This is a genomic window from Glutamicibacter sp. ZJUTW (genome assembly GCF_008370855.1).
Classification (GTDB): Bacteria; Actinomycetota; Actinomycetes; order Actinomycetales; family Micrococcaceae; genus Glutamicibacter; species Glutamicibacter nicotianae.
Genome location: NZ_CP043624.1, coordinates 2,907,509 through 2,928,383, shown reverse-complemented (window position 1 = coordinate 2,928,383; position 20,875 = coordinate 2,907,509). Strand labels below are relative to the sequence as shown.

Sequence of the window (20,875 nt, the reverse complement as noted above, 5' to 3'; positions counted from 1 at the left end):
ATTCCAAAAGGTTGACGCTTCAACTAATGATTGGTAGCTTTGAATTATGACTCAGCGATCCGATACCCCTCCCGTCCTCTTCCTCAGCCACGGTGCTCCGCCGCTGGCCGATGACCAGCGCTGGACCAGTGAACTGGCCGATTGGTCCGGCACCTTCGAGAAGCCCAAAGATATTCTGATGATCTCCGCGCACTGGGAAAATGCCCCGGTGACGCTGAGCGCGACCCGGCAGAAGAACGAATTGGTCTACGACTTCTGGGGCTTTGACCAGAAGTACTACGACGTCCGCTACGACGCGCCCATGGCACCGGAACTGGCCAATGAAGTCGAGCGACTGACCTCCGCCTACGGGCACCACGTGGAGCGCGATGAGTCCCGAGGCCTGGACCACGGCGCCTACGTGCCGCTGAAGGAAATGTTCCCGGATGCCGACGTGCCGGTGGTTCAGATGTCCATGCCGACCCTGGATCCCTCGGGGCTTTTCGATTTGGGCAAGTCCTTGGCCCCCTTGCGGGATAGGGGAACCCTGATCGTCGGCTCCGGATTCACCACCCATAACCTGCGCTGGTTCAACCCGGCCGGTGGGCCGGACGTAGCCCCGCCAACGGCCTCCAGCGAGTTCGACCACTGGGCCGAAGAGGCCATGGCCCGCGGCGACGTGGACTCCATCCTGGACTTCCTGCACAAGGCTCCGGCAGCGCGCGAAGCACATCCGCGCTCGGAACACTGGGCTCCGCTGTACGTTGCGCTGGGAGCTGCCTACGCCTCGGGCGGCATCGATGCCAAGACCGCTATTGACGGTTTCTGGTATGGGCTGTCCAAGCGCTCCTGGACCTTGAGCTGAACAGTCTTGCTTAACGCGGCAAACGCGGCACCGATGGGTGCCGCGTTTACTGTGTTAATAGGGATCTATTTGGTTTGAATAACTAGCTGGTGGCTACCGCTGCATCATCGATGCGGAACAAGGTGGCCTGCGAGCTGTCTTCCATGCCCTTGAAGCGCAAGGTGACGGTCTTGCCGCGGAAGTTGCCCAGGTCAACGGTCTGCAGTTCGTAGTTCGAGCTGGCGTCCAGGTTGGACCAGGTCCCCATGTTGTAGGTTCCGTAGCCGTCCAGGACCTGTACGGTCAGCTTGTCATACTGGCTGTACGCAGTGGTTTCGTTGGTCAGCACATGCAGGTAGAACTCCAGCTGCGCAGCGGAGGCATCTGCCGGGATGGTGACCTTCTGGTCCAGGGTGTAGGTGTTGGAGTTGCCCCAGCCATTCAGGCCAGCCAGGCCGTTGCCGGAACGGGCAGCCGAGCCGGTCTCGAAGGTGTCGGCGCGGTTAGCAGTCCAGTATTCCGAACCATTCTCGAAGCCCGCGTTCTTCAGCAGGTTGCCGCTAGGCTCCGGATCCGGGGTTGGCGTGGGGCCGGTGCCTTCCATGGCGCTCATGATCTTGGCAGCATCCACCAGACCGGCACCGCAACCGATGCTGCAACCGCCTGGCATCGCGCGGGTTCCCTGCTTCAATGCAGTTTCAATGGCAGCCGGGGACATTGACGGGTTTACCGACTTCATTAGCGCGACCATGCCCGCTACGTGCGGGGTAGCCATGGACGTGCCCTGGTAGAAGGTGTAGCCCTGGCTGGACGGGGTGGTGGTGCCGGTGTTGATCGTGGACAACACGCCCTGGCCCGCGTAGCGGGTGTCGCCGCCTGGCGCGGTGACGTCAATGGCCGAGCCGTAGTTGGTGTAGTACGACGGAGCGCCCGATGGGTTGCTTGCCGCTACGGTAATGACGTTCTCGCAGTTGGCCGGGCGGGAATTCGAAGCGTTCTGGCTTTCGTTGCCGGCGGCAACAACCACCGACGTGCCACGGGACACCGCCGAGTTGATGGCTGCCTGGTAGGTGGATCCGCACGCACCTCCACCGCCAAGCGACATGTTGATGGTGTCGGCCGGAGTCGGGTTGTTCGGAACGCCAGGGACCGAACCGCCCGAGGCCCAAACAATGGCATCGGCGATGTCGGAGAGGCTGCCGCCGCACTTGGCCAGGACGCGCACCGGCTGGATCTTGGCATCCGGAGCAACACCGGCTACGCCGCTGGAGTTGTTGGTGACCGCGGCTACGGTGCCGGCCACGTGGGTGCCGTGCCAGGAAGAGCTGCCCGAGTAGCTGCCGCCGCATTCGCCGGCGGCGTACCAGTCGCCTTCATCCTGCGGGTTGGCGTCGCGGCCGTTGCCGTCGCGGGCCGAGGCGGAGCTGGAGACGAAGTCGTAGCCGGAAATGACGTTGGCATTCAGGTCGGAATGCGAGGTGATGCCGGTATCCAGGACAGCGACGATGCTGCCTTCGCCGGTGGCGACGTCCCAGGCCGACGGCAAGCGCATGCCGTTGGTGCCGCTGTAGTGCCACTGCTCGCCGTAGCGGGTGTCGTTGGGAGTCATGGAGATCTTCATGATGGCATCTGGTTCCACCGATTCCACGAGGCCGGACTGCGCGATATCGGCCATGAACTCCTTGGCACTATCGCCCTTGAGTTTCTTGTCGGCCTTCACCACGAAGCTGCCGGTGGCCATGGCGCGCATTTCCTTGACGGACACGCCGGCTGCCTTGGCTGCTTTGCCCCAGGCCTTGGCGCGGGAGGACTTGCCCGCTTCCTTGGCTGATGCCTTGTAGGTGACGATGAACTTGTCGTAGGCTTCGCCTGATTCAACCGAACCGATCTTGACCTTGTTGTCTGCGCTGGCTTTGGGGAGGGACTTTTCAGCGGGAATCGGAACGGGGGAGGCGGTGGCCGGCAAGGCGCCAATGCCGAAGCCGCTCATGCCGATCACTACGGCCGCCGAGACGGCCAAGGTCCTCCGAAGAGGGGTGGAAAAACGTGCCATTGATGTTCTCCTTATTGGGGTTTTTGGGCGCACAAAAGTCGGTGATCAATCGATGTGGTGTGTGCCGGTAGGAGCCTAACTGCTCTCCAACTCCTAAAGGAAGTACTTCTCAAATAAATCTTTTATATTTGCACATGTACTAAAAAGGTGTTTCACATATTTCTGTGCGTCGATCCCGGCGGACTCGCGGATTCGGAAAATGAATGATGGTTATCTGCGACTTCAGCAAGTGCAAAATTTTCAGATCCGAGCTGACTAAGTCAAACGCGTAATTATTCGCATGATGTCATCAGCCTTGAGTAGCTACTTGGCAGTAGTCGATGATTTCTGGTCACGGCTTTGCGAGCGTTGGATCCTGCGCGAGGAACTTCAGAGAGGCAAGGCTAATTCTTTGAATAAAAAGTTTCGCTCCGGGTTCGGCATTCCGCGGCTGCCCGGAGCCGCGCGTGCCTAGCTCAGCAGGAAGGCGATGACCAGTACGCTGGGGAATGTCAGCAAGGTGCTTGCCAGGACCACTTCACGTGGCACAGCGACAGGCAGCTTGAATTGCTGGGCGAACAGCAAGACGTTCTGCGCGGTGGGAAGTGCCGCCATGATCACCACTCCGAGGAGTTCGATTCCGGAGAGGCCAAAAGCGAAGCGGGCTGCGAGCCAGGCGATCAGCGGCATGAAGAACACCTTGAACGCGGTCGCCAGGTAGATTTCACCTCTCAGGTCCTTGTCTGAAAACGGGCGTTGGCCATAGAGCGCCATGCCGAAGGACATCAGCAGCAGGGGAATGGACGCGTCGCCGATCATTTGCACCGGTGCATGAATGACTTCAGGCAGTTCCAAGTCGAAGAAGGAGAACACCGCACCGAGGAAGGTCGCAATGGTGACCGGATTGGCAATGGATTTGAGGATCATTTTCGCGCCGTGCGAGCGATCCGTGGCACCGGATTTGGCCCGGGAGAGCACCGCGAACATGCACAGGTAGACCGGAGCGATAATCAGCAACTGCGCGATGAGCACCGACACGACGGGACTGGTGCTTCCCACCGCGTACAGTGCCAGTGGCACACCGATGTTTCCGGCATTCACATAGCTCGTTGACATGGCAGCAGCCGGCAACCGATGAGCTGGAGTCTTGAAGACCAGCCGCGCGACCAAAGCATAGGCGGCGCCGGTCACCACGGCAACCAGCAAGGCTATCGGGGTGAAGACTCCAACGACCGCGCGCAGATCGGTGCTGGCAAGCAGCGTGAACATCAGGGCGGGGTTGGTGATGTAGAAGATCAGCGGGGTCAGCCCCTGGGCAATCGCCGCGCGTTTCCGAGGCAGGGCGATGGATGTCAGTAGGCCGATGCCGATGAGGATCAAGACAACGGAGAACCCCTGTAGAACTCCTTGCATATTGCCTTTCCCGCCCGGAACTGGTGAATCCATAACCGGGGCTTATCGAAGCCGTGGACGGTTAAGCGGCAAAAGCCCACTCAACCGTCCACGGCGCAGTATTCAGATTACGTCGCGACCCATTAGCGAACCAGCGCGGGACTCTTCGAGTCGAAGGTCCAGCCGGGAATCAGGTATTGCATGGACACCGAATCGTCGCGCGAACCCAGCCCATGCTCAAGATACAGCTCATGGCCCTCGGCGACGCGATCCATGTCCAGGGTGACACCCAGACCGGAGCGCTGCGGAACCTTGATCTCCCCGTCCCGGATCACCAACGGCTCCTCGGTCAGGCCCTGGCCATCCTGCCAGATCCAGTGGGTATCGAGGGCAGTGATCTCGCCCGGAGCGGCGGCGCCGACCTGGGTGAACATGGCCAGCGAGATATCGAAGTGGTTATTCGAGTGCGACCCCCAAGTCAGTCCGAACTCGTTGCACAGCTGGGCAACGCGCACCGAACCCGACATGGTCCAGAAGTGCGGGTCCGCCAGGGGGATGTCCACTGCATTGGTGCGCACCGCGTGCGCCATTTCGCGCCAGTCGGTGGCAATCATGTTCGTCGCGGTAGGCAGCCCCGTCGCGCGGCGGAATTCGCTCATGACCTCGCGCCCGGAGAAGCGGCCCTCGGGACCGCAAGGATCCTCGGCGTAGGCCACCACTGCGCGCATGCGCTTGCCAAGCCGGATGGCGTCTTCGAGCAGCCAGCCGCCATTGGGATCCAGGGTAATGCGTGCGTCAGGGAAACGTTCCTTCAAGGCGATTACCGCGTCGACTTCCGCGTCGCCTGACTGGACGCCGCCCTTGAGCTTGAAGTCCTTGAATCCGTAGCGGGCCTGTGCCGCCTCGGCCAGGCGCACCACGGCCTGAGGAGTCATGGCTTCTTCGCGGCGCAGGCGCTCCCAGTCGTCCTTGCCCTGCGGTTCGCGCAGGTACGGCAGGTCCGTCGTGTCCGGGTTGCCCACGTAGAACAGGTAGCCGAGCATCGGCACCGCGTCACGCTGCTGCCCGTCGCCGAGCAGCTCGGCCACCGGCACGCCGAGGAACTGGCCGTGCAGATCCAGCAGCGCCGATTCCAGTGCGGTGACGGCGTGCACGGTGGTGCGCAGGTCGAAGGTCTGCGCACCGCGGCCGCCCGCGTCGCGGTCCGCGAAGCGGGCAGAGACCTGGCGCAGCAGCGAACGGTAGATGGCGACCGGGGCACCGGCCAGCAGTGCACCGGCTTCCTCGATGGTGGAACGGATCGCCTCGCCGCCAGGCACTTCGCCCAGGCCGGTGCGGCCCTCGGAGTCGGTGACGATGGTGATATTGCGGGTGAAGAACGGCCCGTGCGCACCGGAGAGGTTCAGCAGCATGGAGTCATGCCCGGCAACCGGGATGACCTTCACCGAGGCAATGGTGGGTTGTGCAGCCATGGATTATTCGCCTTTCGCCTGCAGGACGCCGTCGATACGGCGGGTCAAGTTCCACGGGTTGCCTGCCGCAATCGGCTTGGGCAAGAGCGCCTCCGGGAAGTTCTGGTAGGCAACCGGGCGCAGGAAGCGCTCGATGGCCAGGGTGCCCACCGAGGTGGTGCGCGGGTCGGAAGTGGCGGGGAACGGGCCGCCGTGGACCATCGCATGGCCCACCTCGACACCGGTCGGCCAGCCATTGACCAGGATGCGGCCCACCTTGGTCTCCAGGGTCGGAATGACCTGGGCCGCGGTGGCGTGGTCCGCCTCGGTCAGCTGCAACGTGGCGGTCAGCTGTCCTTCCAGGCGGGAGAGCGCGGTGGCCAGTTCCTCGCCGCTGCCGTAGCGGATGACCAGCGAGGCGGCGCCGAAGATCTCGTCCTGCAACACCGGGTTCTCCAGCAGCTGGCTGATGCCGGCGGAGTAGACGACCGGGGCCGGGGCGTTCTCGGTGGCCCCGTCCGTGCCACGGCCTACAAGCTCCACGCCTTCCTGGGCGGACAGGGTCTCGGTGCCCTTGACCCACGAGCGGTAGATTCCTTCGGTGAGCATGGTCTGCCCGGAAGTCTCCGGTGCCTGGCCGCTGATGGCGCGCACAAATTCGTCGCCAGCCTCGCCCTCGGGGACGAAGACCAGGCCCGGTGCGGTGCACAGCTGTCCCGAGGAACCGGTGACCGATCCGAGGTAGGCGGCGACATGCGCTGCCGGGTCCTCGGCCAGTGCGCCGTCGAAGAAGATGACCGGGTTGATGGAGCTCATCTCGGCGTACACCGGGATGGGCTCCGGGCGGGCAGCGGCGGCGGCCATCAGTGCGGTACCGCCGGCGCGGGAACCGGTGAAGCCCACGGCCTTGATGGCTGGATCCTTCACCAGCGCCTGGCCGATGGAAGCACCCGGGCCGTAGACCAGGGAGAAGACTCCCGGATGCAGGCCGGCATCCTTGACCGCCTTGGTGATCGCCTGTCCCACGATTTCGCTGGTGCCCGGGTGGGCATTGTGCGCCTTGAAGACCACCGGGCAGCCGGCAGCCAGCGCCGAAGCGGTGTCGCCGCCGGCGGTGGAGAAGGCCAGCGGGAAATTCGATGCGCCGAAGACCGCCACCGGGCCTACCGGGATCTTGCGCTGGCGGATGTCCACGCGCGGTGCCGGGGCGCGCTCGGGCAGTGCCGGGTCCACGCGCACGCCGTGCTGGTCGCCCTGGCGGATGACCTGGGCGAACAGCCGCAGCTGCCCGGTGGTACGCCCGCGCTCGCCGGTCAGGCGCGCCTCGGGCAGGCCGGTCTCGGCCATGGCGCGGGCTACCAGTTCGGTGCCCACTGCCTCGATGTTCTCTGCGATGGCGTCCAGGAAGTCAGCGTGCTTCGCCGGTTCCAGACAGCGGAAGGAATCGAAGGCCTCGGCCGCGGCAGCGGTGGCAAGCTTCAGCTGCTGCTCATCGATGAGGCTGTAGCCAGGTTCCAGCGGCTCGTTGGTCGCCGGGTTGTAGCCGTTGACCTTCTTGCCGCTGCCTACGGTGCTGGTTCCGGCAAGGATGGACTGGCCAGCCAGGTTCTGCGTTGTGGTGCTCATGAATTACTCCTGAGTCGAATACTTGGTGTGCCTGAAGTGCGAATGCCCGTTAGAGGCTTGCACCGGCAGGAACGATGCCTGCCTTCTGGATCAGCGCGGACAGGTCCGCCAGATCCTGCTCGGTCAGATCCTGCAGCGGCGGGCGCACCGAGCCGGAGTCGCGGCCGATGGCCTTCAACCCGCCCTTGACGATGGACACGCCATAGCCCTTGACGCGGTCGCGGATCTCCAGGTACGGCAGCACGAAGCGGTTCAGCTTCTCGTTGACCGCCTGCAGGTCCTGGGCACGCACGTCCTTGTAGAAGTCCAGCGCGAATTCCGGAACGAAGTTGTACATGGCCGAGGAGTAGGTGCTCATGCCCAGCTGCATCAGCGGCAGCGCGAAGGTCTCGGCGGTAGGCAGGCCGCCCAGGTAGAACAGGCGGTCGCCGTTCTTGGCGTAGACCTTGGTCAGGTGCTCGATATCGCCCAGCGCGTCCTTGAAGCCGATGAAGTTCTCGTGGTTATCTGCCAGCCGGGTGACGGTTTCTGCCGAGTAGATGGCATTGGCACGGTTGTACACGATCACGCCGGTCTTGGTTGCGGAGCAGATGGCCGATACGTGCTGGTAGAGGCCTTCCTGGTCGCATTCGGTCAGGTATGGCGGCAGCAGCAGCAGGCCTTCGGCGCCGGCGGCCTCGGCATCCTGCGCATTCTGGATGGCCTGCTTGGTGGAGCCGCCGGCCGAGGCAAGTACGGGAACGCTGGTTCCCGCTTCCTCGACAGCCAGTCGGACCACCCGTGCTGCTTCTTCCGGGGTCAGCGTGAAGCCTTCGCCGGTGCCGCCGGCGGCAAACAGGCCAGCGACGTCGAAGCTGGACTGCCAGGCCAGGTGATTGCGGTACGCGGCCTCGTCGATTTCCAGATTCGCGTCAAACGCGGTCACCGGGAAGGACAGCAGGCCGTCCTTGAGCTTGGCGGCAAGTTCGGCGGGGGTGTACTGGGCCATGATTCGTTCCTTTGACTGGGTTCCCGCATCATGCGAGGCGGGAAAGCTGGGGGTAGTGCATTGGTATTACCCTCAGCCTAGGAACCGGTAGTGATGCCTGTCCAAGCCCATATTTGTATTGTTTGATACCCAGCGCGCATCATTCGGCGTGCAGTGCGTGGCGCACGATCGATACCACCCGCCCCAGCGCGGGATTGCGCGAGGACTTGCTCCAGATGGCGTGCAGCTGCACCGGATCGTCGGTGACCTCGCCCAGCCGCAGGTAGCTGACCCCGCCCACGCCGAGCAGCTTGGCGCTCTCCGGGACGAAGGCGATGCCTCGCCCGGCAGAGACCAGCGCGATCATGGTCAGCACCTGGCTGACGGTATGGCGCACGTTCTTGTGCTCGATCTCGACGCGGCGCACCACCAGGTCATAGAAGTAGCGGGCCTTGGTGGGGGAGTGCATGATCAGGGGCTCGTTGCGCAGGTCCTCGAATAAGACATCTCGCTGCAATCGGGTCAGCCGGTGGCCGGACGGCACCGCGACATAAAGACCCTCGGTCAACAGCAGTGCGGACTCGAAGAGGTTCTCGTCGAAGGGCGGACGCGCCAGGCCCAGGTCGATGTCGCCATCCAGCAGGGCGTCGACCTGTTCGCCGGTGACCATTTCCGCCAGCTCCAGATGGACCTGCGGCATTTGCGAGGAGATTTCCCCCAGCAGCGAGCCGAGCAGGCTGAAGCCCGAGGCCGCGGTGAAGCCGATGCGCAGCTCGCCCAGCTGGCCCGCGGCGATGCGGCGGGCATTATCGGGGGCGCGTTCGGCGGCCACGACCAGCCGCCGGGCATCCTGCAGGAAGGCGTGGCCTGCCGCGGTGAGGGCCACTCGGCGGTTGTCGCGCTCGAGCAGTTCCACCCCGACGGTGCGCTCTAGTTTCTGGATCTGCCGGCTCAGCGGCGGCTGGGTCATGTTCAGCCGCTCTGCCGCCCGGCCGAAGTGCAGCTCCTCGGCAACCGCAACGAAACTGCGCGCCTGGTCCAGAGTAAACATTTGATACCTTTCCGGAATCATTCTATGCACATTCAACCTTGGACATGCATCACTTCAAGTTTCTACGCTTGACCCCAAGGCCTTCAAGGTGAGCTGTCTCACGAAATAGCTTGCCCCAGGTCACACACACTCGATTATCAGGAGAACTTCCCATGAAAAACCGCTTGACTCGTCGTTCGCTGCTCGCCCTCTCGGCCGCCGGCGCGGTGCTGGCCCTTTCCGCCTGCGGCGGCAACGTCGGAGGGGGCTCGGCCTCCGCCGAATTCCCCAGCGGCCCCATCACCCTGACTGTGGGCCAGGCACCCGGCGGCTCCACCGACCTGATCGCGCGCGCCGCGGCCGATGGCATGGCGGACTCCCTGGGCGTTGCCCTGCCAGTGGTGAACAAGCCGGGCGCCAACGGCGCGCTGGCCACCGAAGAGGTGGCGGCCATGGCCCCGGACGGGCAGAACCTGGTGCTGCTCAACGCCTCGCTGATCACCATTACTCCACTGGCGGTTTCCGAGGAGGAAGCGGTCTCGCTCGATGACCTCGATGTGCTCATGGGGCTGAGCCAGGACGACTACGTCATGGTGGCCAGCACCAAGTCGGGCCTGAAGAACTTCGACGATATCAAGAACAGCGACAAGAAGCTGTCCTTCGGCACCACCGGCGTGGGCACCGGCTCGCAGCTGGCCCAGGAACTGATCCTGGCCCAGGCGGATGTCGAGGGCACCACGGTTCCCTTCGATTCGGGATCCCCGGCACTGACCGCCGTGATGGGCGACCAGGTGCAGGTCTCAACTGTGCAGCTGGGCGAAGCCAAGCCGCAGATCGATGCCGGCACCGTCACCCCGATTGTGGTCTTCTCTGCCGAGCGCAATGAGTTCCTGCCGGACGTTCCCACCGCCATCGAGGCAGGTTATGAAGTCCCGGTCTCGCAGTACCGCGCCATCGCCGCTCCGAAGGGCCTGAGCGATGACGCCAAGCAGAAGCTGGTGGCCTCCATCAAGGACGCGGTAGCCACGGACGCCTACAAGTCGTTCAACGAGAAGAACATGCTGACCCCGAACGAGATTTCCGGCGAAGAGGTCACTACCGAGTGGAATGAGCTGGCCGCGAAGTACAAGGAACTGACCGACGAGTACGGCATCTCGCTGGCCGGCAAGTAGCCCGGCGGCAGCCAGCTGACCAGGAACACTTCAAGCACAGGACGAACATCATGCAAGCCAAACACGCTGAACGCCCGCCGGTGCCCGCCGCGTCCCCCGCGGATCCCGGACCGGTGCAGTCCGAGAACGACGAGTCGCCCGAGGCGCTGACCCCGGAAGAACTCGCCGCCCAATGGGAAGCCGAAGCCCCGGAACGGGCTGGGGGCGTGGCGAACCTTGCCTCCAGCCTGGTGGTGCTGGGACTGGGCGGCGCCGGCATGGCGCTGTCCGTTGGCCTGGGACTGGGCACCCCTGCGGCGCCCAGCGCCGGGATGTGGCCCTTCATCGTCTCGCTGATTGCAGCGGTCATGGCCGTGGTGCAGCTCATCGTGGGCCGGCGCGGCGGGAAGGACGGGGAGAAGTTCAGCGCCATGAGCTGGTACACCGTCATCGGCTTCGCCACCCTGATCCTGATGGTGGTGCTGATGCCGCTGATCGGCTTCGAGATCCCGGCGCTGCTGCTGTGCTTCGTCTGGATGCGCTGGCTGGGCGGTGAGCGCTGGCGCTCGGCGGTGCTGTACTCGGTGCTGGTCGTCGTGGCCTTCTACGCCATCTTCATCGCCGCGCTCGGCACCACGATTCCCCGGCTTTTCTAAGCCGCAACCAAAGGTTGACCCATTATGGACTTCTTCGGACCAGTTCTGGACGGCTTCGGCACCGTCCTGGACCCCACAAACCTCCTCTACTGCCTGCTCGGCGTCGTCATCGGCATGCTGATCGGCGTGCTGCCGGGCCTCGGCCCGGCAGCCACCATCGCGATCCTGCTGCCGCTGACCTATGGCGTCGAGCCGGTCACCGCGATCATCATGCTGGCCGGCATCTTCTACGGCGCCCAGTACGGCGGCACGATCACCTCGGTGCTGCTGCGCCTTCCGGGCGAAGCCAGCTCCGTGGTGACGGTCTTCGACGGCTATGTCATGGCCAAGCAGGGCCGGGCCGGCACCGCACTGGGCATTGCCGCCATCGGCTCGTTCATTGGCGGCACGATCGCCATTGTCGGGCTGACCTTCCTGGCGCCGCTGGTGGCAAGTTTCGCCCTTGACTTCGGCCCGCCGGAGTACACGGCGCTGGCGCTGCTGGGCATCCTGCTGGTGGCCACCATTTCCGGCGGCTCCAAGATCAAGGCGATCATCGCCGCCGCGGTGGGCCTGTTCCTGGCCACCGTGGGACGCGATGGCTTCACCGGGGCCGAGCGCTTCACCTTCGGCAACCTGTCGCTGGCCGACGGCATCGACTTCGTGCCGATCGCCATGGGCCTGTTCGGCGTGGGCGAGATCCTCTACAACCTGGAGGAGCGGCACCGGGCGGTGTCCGCCCCGCTGAAGGTGGCCAATGTGTGGCCGGCTGGCAAGGACATCAAGCAGGCCTCCGGGGCGATCGGCCGCGGCTCGGTGCTCGGCTTCTTCCTGGGCATCCTGCCCGGCGGCGGCGCGACGATCTCCTCGCTGGCCTCCTACGCGCTGGAGAAGAAGACCGCGAAGGATCCTTCGCGCTTCGGCAAGGGCGCGATCGAGGGCGTCGCCGGACCTGAAACCGCGAACAACGCGGCGGCGACCAGCTCGTTCATCCCGCTGCTGACCTTGGGCATCCCGGCCAATGCGACCATGGCGATCATCTTCGGTGCGCTGCTGATCCAGGGCGTCACCCCGGGACCGCAGCTGATCTCCAATGACCCGGAGCTGTTCTGGGGCGTGGTGAACTCGATGTACATCGGGAACATCCTGCTGCTGATCATGTCCATCCCGCTGATCGGCGTGTTCGTGCGGATCCTGCGCATCCGCGCCGCGATCCTGGCACCGATCACCGCGTTGATCACCCTGCTGGGCGCGTACACCATCCGCAACTCGATGTTCGACGTGATGCTGGTGGTCATGTTCGGCGCGGTGGGCTACTTGATGAAGAAATTCGGTTTCGAGCCCGGCCCGCTGGTGCTGGCGTTCGTGCTGGGCAGCCTGCTGGAATCCAACCTGCGCCGTTCGCTGCTGGTGCTGGAAGGCGACCCTTCGGGCTTCCTGACCCGCCCGATCTCCGCAACGCTGCTGGTGGTGTTCGTCTTCGTCGCCGTGTGGCCGATGGTCAAGTCGGCCATCGACCAGCGCAAGAACCGCTCGATGGCCGTGCAGGCCGTGAAGGAAAAGGAAAACGCATGAGCATCATCGTGGGATACGTCCCTACCCCGGTAGGGCAGGCAGCGGTAGACGCGGCCATTCGCGAGGCGAAGCTGCGCGAGGAGCCGCTGCTCATCGTGAACTCCTCGCGCGAGGGGTCGCTGGTGGACAAGCACACCGCGTCGCCCGAGGACCTCGCCCGGGTGCTGGCAGCTGCCACCGCGGCGGGTATCGAGGCCCAGATCGTGGAATCGAGCTACCGTGATGACCTGACCGAGGAGTTCCTGGGGCTGGCCGAGAAGCACGAGGTGTCGCTGATCGTCATCGGGCTGCGCCAGCGCAGCCAGGTGGGCAAGTTCATCATGGGCTCCCATGCCCAGCGCATTCTGCTGCAGGCGCAACATCCGGTGCTTGCCGTCAAGGCCGGCTGACCCGCTACCGCACCGCAGCCCAAGGCCGCGGAAGGCTTCAAGCGAAGCTTTCCGCGGCCTTGGCGTGTCTGCGGACCGGTGGCTCCTGGATAGTTGCAACATGCCAACCATTGTGAGCCTCGTCACCAAATGCCCTATTCTCGGTGAGCGGCGCAATGCTGCGCGGAATACCCCGCGGCGCGTGGATCGCCGGAATTTCGCGGGATCGCGGGATTTGCCGCCGTACGGGTGATCCAAGTGATGCTGGCTGGGTATCAAAACATGCGGATCGAGTCTTGGACGGGGACAATGCGGGCTTACTAACGTGATTGCAGGCACACGGCGCTATGCGGCACCTCACGTGATTCGAGGCCCCGCCACCGCCCGCACTGCCGAGATTCAACCCCCCTTTTTCCGAAGTACTCCCCAGATCGGAGCCCCTCTATGCCCCTGCTTGTCGTAGCGCTGGCGGTCATCGCGCTGCTGATCCTCATGATGAGGTTCAAGCTCAACGGATTCATCGCCTTGATCCTCGTAGCCACCCTCGTGGCCTTCTGGGCCGTCGCCACCGGATCGCTGACCGTGGACGGCGAGCCCGCAGGCATCGCGGACATCCCGGAGATCATCACCGATGGCCTGGGCGGGCAGCTGGGAAGCACCGCCATCGTCATCGGCCTGGGCGCCATGATCGGCCGCGTCATGGGCGATGCCGGGGCGGCGCAGCGCATCGCCCGCAAGATCCTCTCGGTCTTCGGCGAACGCGGCGTGCAGTGGGCCATGGTCATATCCGCGATGCTGATCGGCGTGACCATGTTCTACGAGGTAGCGTTCGTGATCCTGGTGCCGGTGGCCTTCACCCTGGTGCGCGCCACCAAGGTCAACCTGCTATGGGTCGGGCTGCCGATGTCCATTTCGCTGTCCACCATGCATTCCTTCCTGCCGCCGCACCCGGGGCCGACCGCCGTGGCGGGACTGTACAACGCCTCGGTCGGGCTGACGCTGGCCTACGGACTGCTCATTGCCATCCCGGTCGGGGTGGCCATTGCGATGGTCTGGCCGCGGCTGGCCTTCGTGCGGAAAATGAACCCGCAGATGCCTTCGGGGCTGCTGGCGGAAAAGGACTTCGCCGATGAGGAACTGCCCTCGGCCGCCCTGTCGTTCCTGGTGGCGCTGCTGCCCATCGCGCTGATTGCAGGTTCCGAAATCATGCGCATGACCATGGCACTCAGCCAGGGCGCCGAGGACGTGCTGGCGCTGCTGGGATCCGCGGAAGTGGCACTGCTCATCGCCCTGCTCGTGGCAATTGTGGCCTTCGGTCCGCTGCATAACCGCTCCATGGCGCAGGTCGCCAAGTCGATGAGCGAGGCAGCCCGGGCCATGGCCATGATCCTGCTGGTCATCGGCGCCGGCGGCGCCTTCAAGCAGGTGCTGGTCTCGGCAGGCATCGCCGACTACATCGCGGACACCACCGCCGGCTGGAACCTCAGCCCGCTGTTCCTCGCCTGGATCATCGCGGTGATCCTGCGCATTGCGCTGGGCTCGGCAACGGTGGCGGTATCGACCGCGGCCGGCATCGCCGCCCCGCTGGTCGCTGCCACCGGAGCGTCCCCGGAACTGATGGTGCTGGCCACCGCCTGCGGCTCGATCGCCTTCAGCCATGTGAACGATCCGGGCTTCTGGATGTTCAAGGAATATTTCAACCTCAATGTCGGGCAGGCGCTCGCGGTGCGCACGACCTACACCACGACGCTGGCGGTGCTCGGGCTGGTTGGCGTCTTCGCGCTGGACCTGGTGATTTCCTAGATCCCGCACTCAAAGATGAGGAAAGACCCTCGGAGGCCCGGCGTTGTGCTCAATTCCAGGCAGCCGAGGGTCTTCTACATGCTGCGGCTGCGTGCCCCGGCTTCGGCCTGCAGTCGCAGGATTGAATTTCCCAGGTGCAGGCGCATGGCCGCGGCGGCCATCTGCGGATCGCCGGAGGCAATGGCGTCACGCACCGCGCGGTGCTCGGCGGCTACCGAGCCCAGCCGGTCGGCGGTGATCGCGTCAGCAAAATCCAACCGGCCGCGCGGCATCGCGATCATGGAGGGGCCGAAATTCTGGACTGCCTGTCCGAAATACGGGTTGCCGGTAGCCCTGGCCACGGCCAGGTGGAATTCGAAATCGCAGCTCATGCTCACTGCGGCGTTGCCCGCCGCGGCCTCGAAGCCCCGCAGCGCCTGGTCCATTGCTGACAGGTCAGCCTCGGTGCGGGTGCTGGCCGCTGCGGCGGCGGCCTCGGTCTCGAACCCTACCCGGTACTCGATCAGCTGCCGGCGTTCGGCGACGGTCCGCGGAACCAGCGTTTGAGCGGCGGGCTCGGTAGGAGGTGGCGGGGTCAAGGCGAAGCTGCCGGCACCGCGCCGCGTGTAGACCAGGCCTTCGGCCTGCAGCCGGGTGATGGCCTCGCGGACCACGGTGCGCGATACCCCGTGCTCGGCAATCAGCTCATTCTCGCTGGGCAGCTTCTGTCCCGGAGGGATGGCACCGCCGCTGATCTGCTCGCGCAGGTGCCTGACGAGGGCCGATGCCAGATTGGGTTTGTCGCTGTGCATGGTTAAAGGATAAGCGCCGGAACCGCCTAGCAGGCGGTTCCGGCGCGGGAGTCCAGGCACTCAGGCGGTGCCGAATTCAGCGGTTTCGGTGGTCCAGGCGCGGGCCTGGTCGCTGAGCGTGAAGCCCAGCCCTGGACGCGGCGGTAGCAGCATCCGGCCGTCCTTGGTTTCCAAGTGCTCATTGAACAGCGGGTCGAGCCAGTCGAAGTGCTCCACCCACGGTTCGCGGGGGTAGGTCGCCGCCAGGTGCAGGTGGATTTCCATGGCGAAGTGCGGTGCCAGGTCCAGGCCGGCCTGGTCGGCGAGGGTTGCCAGCCGCTGGAACTGGGTGATGCCGCCAACGCGCGGAGCGTCGGGCTGGATGATGTCGCAGGCGCGTGCTGAAATCAGGCGTTCGTGCTCGGATACGGAAGCCAGCATTTCACCGGTGGCAATCGGCGTATCCAACGCGGCGGCCAATGCTGCGTGTCCCTCGGCATCGTAGGCATCCAGCGGTTCCTCGATCCAGACGAGGTTGAATTCTTCGAGCCGGCGCCCCATGCGCAGTGCGGTTGCCCGGTCCCATTGCTGGTTGGCGTCGACCATGAGCGGGACATCCGGGCCGATGTGCTCGCGGACCGCGGCGACGCGGCGCAAGTCCTCGGCGTTGTCCGGCAGGCCGACCTTGATCTTGATGCCGCCGATGCCTTCCTCGATGGACTGGGTCGCCCGATCCTTGACCTCTTCTATGCTGGCGTTCAGGAAACCGCCGGAGGTGTTGTAGGTGCGTACCGAGTCGCGGTGCGATCCGAGGAACTTGGCCAGCGGCAGTCCGGCGCGCTTGGACTTCAAGTCGTAGAGCGCGATATCCAGCGCCGCCAGCGCCTGGGTGGCCACGCCGGAGCGACCCACCGAAGCGCCGGCCCACAGCAGCTTGGTGTAAAGCTTGGCGATGTCGTTGGGATCCTCGCCGATCATCGTCTGGGCGACTTCCTTGGCGTGGGCATACTGTGCTGGTCCGCCCGCCCGCTTGGAGTAGGAGAATCCGAAGCCTTCATGCCCTTGTTCGGTCAAGATCTCGGCAAAGAGGAAGACCACTTCTGTCATGGGCTTCTGGCGGCCTGTGAAGACCTTCGCATCTGAAATGGGGGTGGCCAGTGGAAGCCGTGCTGTGGACAGCTTGACGTGGCGGATGGCGTCCGGGGTGTAGCTCATGGTTTGACTCCTGCGAGTGGTCTGGGCGAAACGTGGCATAAGTTATGTTACAAGTTTAAAACTTGTAATACAAGATATTGAATTACCATCGTTTGCCGGTTTTCCATGTTCAGGATCCTGTACGTTCCAGCGCCGAAGTAGGCTGAAGGCAAGCGCAAAGGGAGAACATCAATGGTTCAAGAAGTGTTGGCAGTAGATGGCGGTCAGACCGGGATCAAGATCCGCTTCGAACACCGCGGCGAGATCAAAGATCAGCGCTTTCCCGGCGTGCAAACCAACGAGCCGGTCCTGCCGCAACTGGCACGAGCTATCCGCCACGCGCTGGCCGAGACCCCCGGAGTAATCACGATGATTGGTGTCGGCACCACCGGCCTGGTGAAAGCCGAACACGACGCACGGCAGCTCTTTGAACTCATCGGATCCCCAGAGATCACTGATATTGCGCTGGCGCATGATTCGGTGACCAGCTATCTCGGAGCACTGGGCGACCGCCAAGGCGTGGTTGTTGCCGCCGGAACCGGCGTTGTCTCACTGGCAGTGGGCCCAGACTCGGTAGCGCGAGTCGATGGCTGGGGCTACATCATGGGAGATGCCGGCAGCGGCTATTGGATAGGCCAGCAGGCAATGAGCGCCGCCATGCGGGGCTTCGACGGCAGAGGGCCAGCCACTGCGCTGACCGACGAACTCGCGCAGCTCTGGCCCGACCTGACCGAGGCTTATATCGACCTGCAGGCCATGCCCAACAGGGTGGCAACAGTAGCCGCCTTCGCCCAGAACGTCGCCCAGTTGGCGGCCACCGATGACGTAGCCGCCCAAATCTGCGCGCGGGCTGGCGAGGAATTGGCTTGCTCCGCCGTGGCGGCAGTGCGCCGCGCGGGACTGGAACAGGACGCCGGTCCGCTCCCGGTGGCGGCCATAGGGGGAGCACTCGCCGGGGAATACGTCAGGAACAGCTTCGTGCAGCAGCTGCAGCTGCTCATCCCCGCTGCGCATGTCCAGGACTCGACGGGCGATGGGCTGGATGGGGCCCAAGGTCTGGCGCTCTTGCCGGATGAGCATCCATTGCATCAGCTCGTATCGCGCTTTCGTGCGCAACAGTAAGTCGTGGACAGCGGTGAACACGGGCCATCAAATAGGTGCTGGCAAACAATAAGTGACAAGATTAGCTCAGAACCTAGTGATTATTAAGGAGTCATCGTGAGTTTCCGAGTTGGTCCCGTAGATCTTGTCCCAGAAGGCGAATCGCTGCTGGTTGAAGCCAAAGACAGCGGCGCAAGCGAAGACATTGCGATCTTCCACGCCGAAGACGGCAACTTCTATGCCCTGCAGGATGAATGCACGCACGAAGTCGCGTCGCTCTCCGATGGCTGGATCGAAGACTGCACGGTGGAGTGCCCATTGCACTCATCGAGCTTCGACTTGAAGACCGGCAAGGTGCTGTGCATGCCAGCTACCGTAGATGCCCGGACCTACACGGTGAACGTTGTGGATGGCTTCTTGGAGCTTGAAGTCTAGATGCCTTCCGTGCACATTATCGGAGGCGGGGTCGCCGGATACACCCTGGCCCGGCATCTGGTGCAGCAGAACTACCCCGGATCCATCAAGATCAGCGATGCCCAAGGCCTGCCCTATGACCGCCCTCCGCTGAGCAAATCCCTGCAGTTTGAACCGTTTGCACCGCTGTCCTGGTACCAGGGCAATAATGTCGGGCTGATCCAGGAAGAGGTGGAGCGCCTGCAGCTGCCTCAGGCGGCCGATGACTGGATGGTGCTGGCGACCGGCACCCGGCCCAAGGCATTGGAGATCCCCGGCGGGCACCACGCGCGCAGCCTGCACAGCGCGGCCGACGCGGCCTGGATCTCCGAGGTCCTGGAATCCGGGATGTTCGGCCAGAGAGTGCTGGTCATCGGAGCGGGACTGGTCGGGGCCGAATTCGCTTCCACCGCCAAGATGCTCGGAGCGCAGGTCACCCTGGTTTCCAACTCCAACGCGCCGCTGGCCCATGTGCTGGGCCAGGAGCTTGCCGAACAGCTGCACGCAGACCATGCCAACCACGGCATCACCACCGTGACCGGTGCGGTCACGGAGCTCGGTCCGAACCATGCCCTGGTCAACGGCCAGCGCCATGAGGCAGAGCTGATCGTTGCTGCCATCGGAGTCGAACCTGAAACCGCGCTCGCCGAGCAGCTGGGCCTGGAGGTGGATGACGGGATCCTGGTGGATGCGCAGCAGCGGTCGCTCAGCTGCCCGCAGGTGCTGGCCATCGGCGACGCCGCCCGGGAAGAAAACCAGCCGCGCACCGTGCATTGGGAAGCCGCGATGGAAGATGCAGCCCAGGCGGCGGCGACGATCATGGGCACTGCCGCTGTGCAACGATCGGTACCGTGGTTCTGGAGCGACCGCCACGAAATGCACGTGGAAACGGTCGGAGACTTCAGCCAGGCCGCCAGCACCGTGACCCGCCTGAACCGGCGAGGCAAGATCCAGATGGTCTTCGGTCTCGATGCCAATGGCTCATTGGTGTCAGCCTCGATGATCGATGGAGGCCTGATGGCCAAGGCAGTGAAACGGCTGATCGCCAAGCCAGCCACTCCAAGCATTGAACAATTGAAGGACCCAACCGTGGGTCCGCGCGAGTTAGGCCGGTAGGAAACTTATGAGTGCAGCCGAACCGATGGACGTTCCCGCGGCCCTGCGGACGCCCATCAAACGAGTTGGCCCCGGCTGGATCGCCGCGGTGGTCATTGTCCACATCGGCATCAATGTCGGCTTCTTCGCACCGATCCAGGTGCTGCTCGGCTTGCACGCCGAACAGCTGGACGCCAGCCAGAAGAATGCGATCCTTTCGCTGGTCACCGGTGTCGGCGCGGCCGTCTCGCTGGTAGCCAACCCGCTGTTCGGCGCCCTGAGCGACCGCAGCACCTCGAAATTCGGGCGGCGCATTCCGTGGGTGTTCTTCGGAACAATCTGCGCTGCACTGGCCCTGCTGCTGATGTCGACAGCGCACACCGTCAGCACGCTGGTCATCGGCTGGGCGCTGATGCAAGCGGCCGGCAATGCAGCATTGGCAGCGATCTTCGCGGCCATCCCGGACAAGGTGCCGGTGGAGCAGCGCGGCATGGTTGGCGGGCTGGTGGCCCTAGGCCAAACCTGCGGTTCGCTGATCGGTGCAGTGATCGGCATGGTCGCTGCCAGCAATCTGGTCTTCGGCTACGCGATTGTCGCAACCGCCGTGGCGATTTGCTCCATCCCTTTCGTGCTGATGCGCCAAGACGTCGCGCTGCCCAAGGGCGCGCTGGAGCCGCTGAAGCCGCTGGAATTCCTGCGCAGCTTCTGGATCAACCCGGTCAAGCACAGCGATTTCGGCTGGGCCTGGCTGACCCGCTTCCTGCTGTATCTGGGCTGCCAGCTCTGCCTGGTCTACCTGCTGTTCTTCCTGCAGGACGCCATCAAGCATCCGGAGCCGGCCCGGGGAGTGCTGGTGCTGACGGCGATCTACGCCTTCTGCGTCATCTTCTCCTCGGTGATTTCCGGCAAGCTGTCGGACAAGGATGGCAAGCGCAAGAAATACGTCATCCTCTCCTCGGTGATCGTGGCCGCCGCGGCAGGCGTGCTCACCTTCGCTACCTCGTTCACCACCGCCATCATCGCCGCAGTGCTCCTGGGCATCGGCTTCGGCGCGTATCTGGCGGTGGACTTCGCGCTGCTGACCCAGGTTTTGCCGAATGCCGATTCTCGCGGCAAGGACCTGGGCATGATCAACATTGCCAACTCCCTGCCTCAGGTGGTCGCGCCGCTGATCGCCTGGCTGACGGTGACCTGGTTTGGCGGCTACCCGACCCTGTTCCTGTGCTCGGTGGTGATCAGCCTCCTCGGCGCCGTGCTGGTACGCCAGATCAAGAGCGTTCCGTAAATCCTGGGCCAACCAGCTTGCGGCATCGTGCAGCCCACCGGCAAGGAAGCTGCGCGTCGCCGGGAACTGGTGGGGAAAAGCGCCAAGGGGCGCCATCCGAGGTCGTATGATGAATCCAGCGATC

The 20,875-nt window shown here is 64.2% G+C and carries 18 protein-coding genes; 10 read left to right on the top strand and 8 right to left on the bottom strand.

The genetic code is table 11. The annotated features are described in order from the left end of the window. Positions 1-46: 46 nt before the first annotated feature. A complete protein-coding gene (locus F0M17_RS13775) occupies positions 47-844 on the top strand; it encodes a dioxygenase (protein WP_141357227.1) in 798 nt (265 codons plus the stop codon). Between the two features lie 82 nt (positions 845-926). Here F0M17_RS13775 and F0M17_RS13770 read toward each other — a convergent pair whose 3' ends face one another. The 6 genes from F0M17_RS13770 to F0M17_RS13745 form a co-directional block, all read right to left on the bottom strand. After that, positions 927-2,876 carry a S8 family peptidase gene (locus tag F0M17_RS13770; protein ID WP_149597329.1) on the bottom strand — a complete coding sequence of 650 codons (1,950 nt, stop codon included), beginning with the start codon at positions 2,874-2,876 and terminating at the stop codon, positions 927-929. Positions 2,877-3,326: 450 nt separating this feature from the next. After that, positions 3,327-4,268 (bottom strand): AEC family transporter, encoded by a 942-nt coding sequence (locus F0M17_RS13765; protein ID WP_038993315.1) that lies wholly within the window; start codon positions 4,266-4,268, stop codon positions 3,327-3,329. Positions 4,269-4,390: 122 nt separating this feature from the next. Continuing rightward, positions 4,391-5,719: an enolase C-terminal domain-like protein gene (locus F0M17_RS13760; RefSeq protein ID WP_149597328.1), complete on the bottom strand. Its 1,329-nt coding sequence runs from the start codon at positions 5,717-5,719 to the stop codon at positions 4,391-4,393. Positions 5,720-5,722: 3 nt separating this feature from the next. Continuing rightward, positions 5,723-7,324, bottom strand: coding sequence for an aldehyde dehydrogenase (NADP(+)) (locus F0M17_RS13755; protein ID WP_149597327.1), 1,602 nt, complete (start codon positions 7,322-7,324; stop codon positions 5,723-5,725). A 49-nt stretch (positions 7,325-7,373) separates the two neighbouring features. Next, a complete protein-coding gene (gene kdgD / locus F0M17_RS13750) occupies positions 7,374-8,312 on the bottom strand; it encodes a 5-dehydro-4-deoxyglucarate dehydratase (RefSeq protein ID WP_149597326.1) in 939 nt (312 codons plus the stop codon). 139 nt (positions 8,313-8,451) lie between these two features. After that, complete coding sequence (locus tag F0M17_RS13745) at positions 8,452-9,342, bottom strand: LysR family transcriptional regulator (protein ID WP_149597325.1); 891 nt, start codon at positions 9,340-9,342, stop codon at positions 8,452-8,454. A 152-nt stretch (positions 9,343-9,494) separates the two neighbouring features. Between F0M17_RS13745 and F0M17_RS13740 the strand changes: the two genes are divergently transcribed. The 5 genes from F0M17_RS13740 (at position 9,495) to F0M17_RS13720 (ending at position 14,853) form a co-directional block, all read left to right on the top strand. Further along, complete coding sequence (locus tag F0M17_RS13740; protein ID WP_128469213.1) at positions 9,495-10,493, top strand: tripartite tricarboxylate transporter substrate binding protein; 999 nt, start codon at positions 9,495-9,497, stop codon at positions 10,491-10,493. Between the two features lie 50 nt (positions 10,494-10,543). Then, a complete protein-coding gene (locus F0M17_RS13735) occupies positions 10,544-11,128 on the top strand; it encodes a tripartite tricarboxylate transporter TctB family protein (RefSeq protein WP_149597324.1) in 585 nt (194 codons plus the stop codon). A 24-nt stretch (positions 11,129-11,152) separates the two neighbouring features. Beyond that, positions 11,153-12,682, top strand: a complete 1,530-nt coding sequence (locus F0M17_RS13730) for a tripartite tricarboxylate transporter permease (RefSeq protein WP_121867336.1) — start codon at positions 11,153-11,155, stop codon at positions 12,680-12,682. Beyond that, on the top strand, positions 12,679-13,071 hold the full coding sequence (locus F0M17_RS13725) for a universal stress protein (RefSeq protein ID WP_121867335.1): 393 nt from the start codon (positions 12,679-12,681) through the stop codon (positions 13,069-13,071). The genes F0M17_RS13730 and F0M17_RS13725 overlap by 4 nt, the downstream gene beginning before the upstream one ends. A gap of 423 nt (positions 13,072-13,494) precedes the next feature. After that, positions 13,495-14,853: a gluconate:H+ symporter gene (locus F0M17_RS13720; protein ID WP_149597323.1), complete on the top strand. Its 1,359-nt coding sequence runs from the start codon at positions 13,495-13,497 to the stop codon at positions 14,851-14,853. 74 nt (positions 14,854-14,927) lie between these two features. Here the strand turns inward: F0M17_RS13720 and F0M17_RS13715 are convergent, their stop codons facing one another. Beyond that, positions 14,928-15,644, bottom strand: a complete 717-nt coding sequence (locus F0M17_RS13715; RefSeq protein ID WP_121867333.1) for a FadR/GntR family transcriptional regulator — start codon at positions 15,642-15,644, stop codon at positions 14,928-14,930. A gap of 60 nt (positions 15,645-15,704) precedes the next feature. Then, positions 15,705-16,838, bottom strand: coding sequence for a mandelate racemase/muconate lactonizing enzyme family protein (locus F0M17_RS13710; protein WP_149597322.1), 1,134 nt, complete (start codon positions 16,836-16,838; stop codon positions 15,705-15,707). 171 nt (positions 16,839-17,009) lie between these two features. Here F0M17_RS13710 and F0M17_RS13705 point away from each other — a divergent pair, with 171 nt between their 5' ends. The 4 genes from F0M17_RS13705 (at position 17,010) to F0M17_RS13690 (ending at position 20,751) form a co-directional block, all read left to right on the top strand. Beyond that, positions 17,010-17,939, top strand: coding sequence for an N-acetylglucosamine kinase (locus F0M17_RS13705; RefSeq protein ID WP_149597321.1), 930 nt, complete (start codon positions 17,010-17,012; stop codon positions 17,937-17,939). A 96-nt stretch (positions 17,940-18,035) separates the two neighbouring features. Next, a complete protein-coding gene (locus F0M17_RS13700; RefSeq protein ID WP_038993327.1) occupies positions 18,036-18,353 on the top strand; it encodes a bifunctional 3-phenylpropionate/cinnamic acid dioxygenase ferredoxin subunit in 318 nt (105 codons plus the stop codon). Positions 18,354-18,362: 9 nt separating this feature from the next. Next, entirely contained in the window at positions 18,363-19,487 is a 1,125-nt protein-coding gene (locus tag F0M17_RS13695) for an NAD(P)/FAD-dependent oxidoreductase (protein ID WP_210416650.1), read from the top strand. A gap of 7 nt (positions 19,488-19,494) precedes the next feature. Continuing rightward, on the top strand, positions 19,495-20,751 hold the full coding sequence (locus F0M17_RS13690; RefSeq protein ID WP_149597319.1) for an MFS transporter: 1,257 nt from the start codon (positions 19,495-19,497) through the stop codon (positions 20,749-20,751). Positions 20,752-20,875 lie beyond the last annotated feature (124 nt).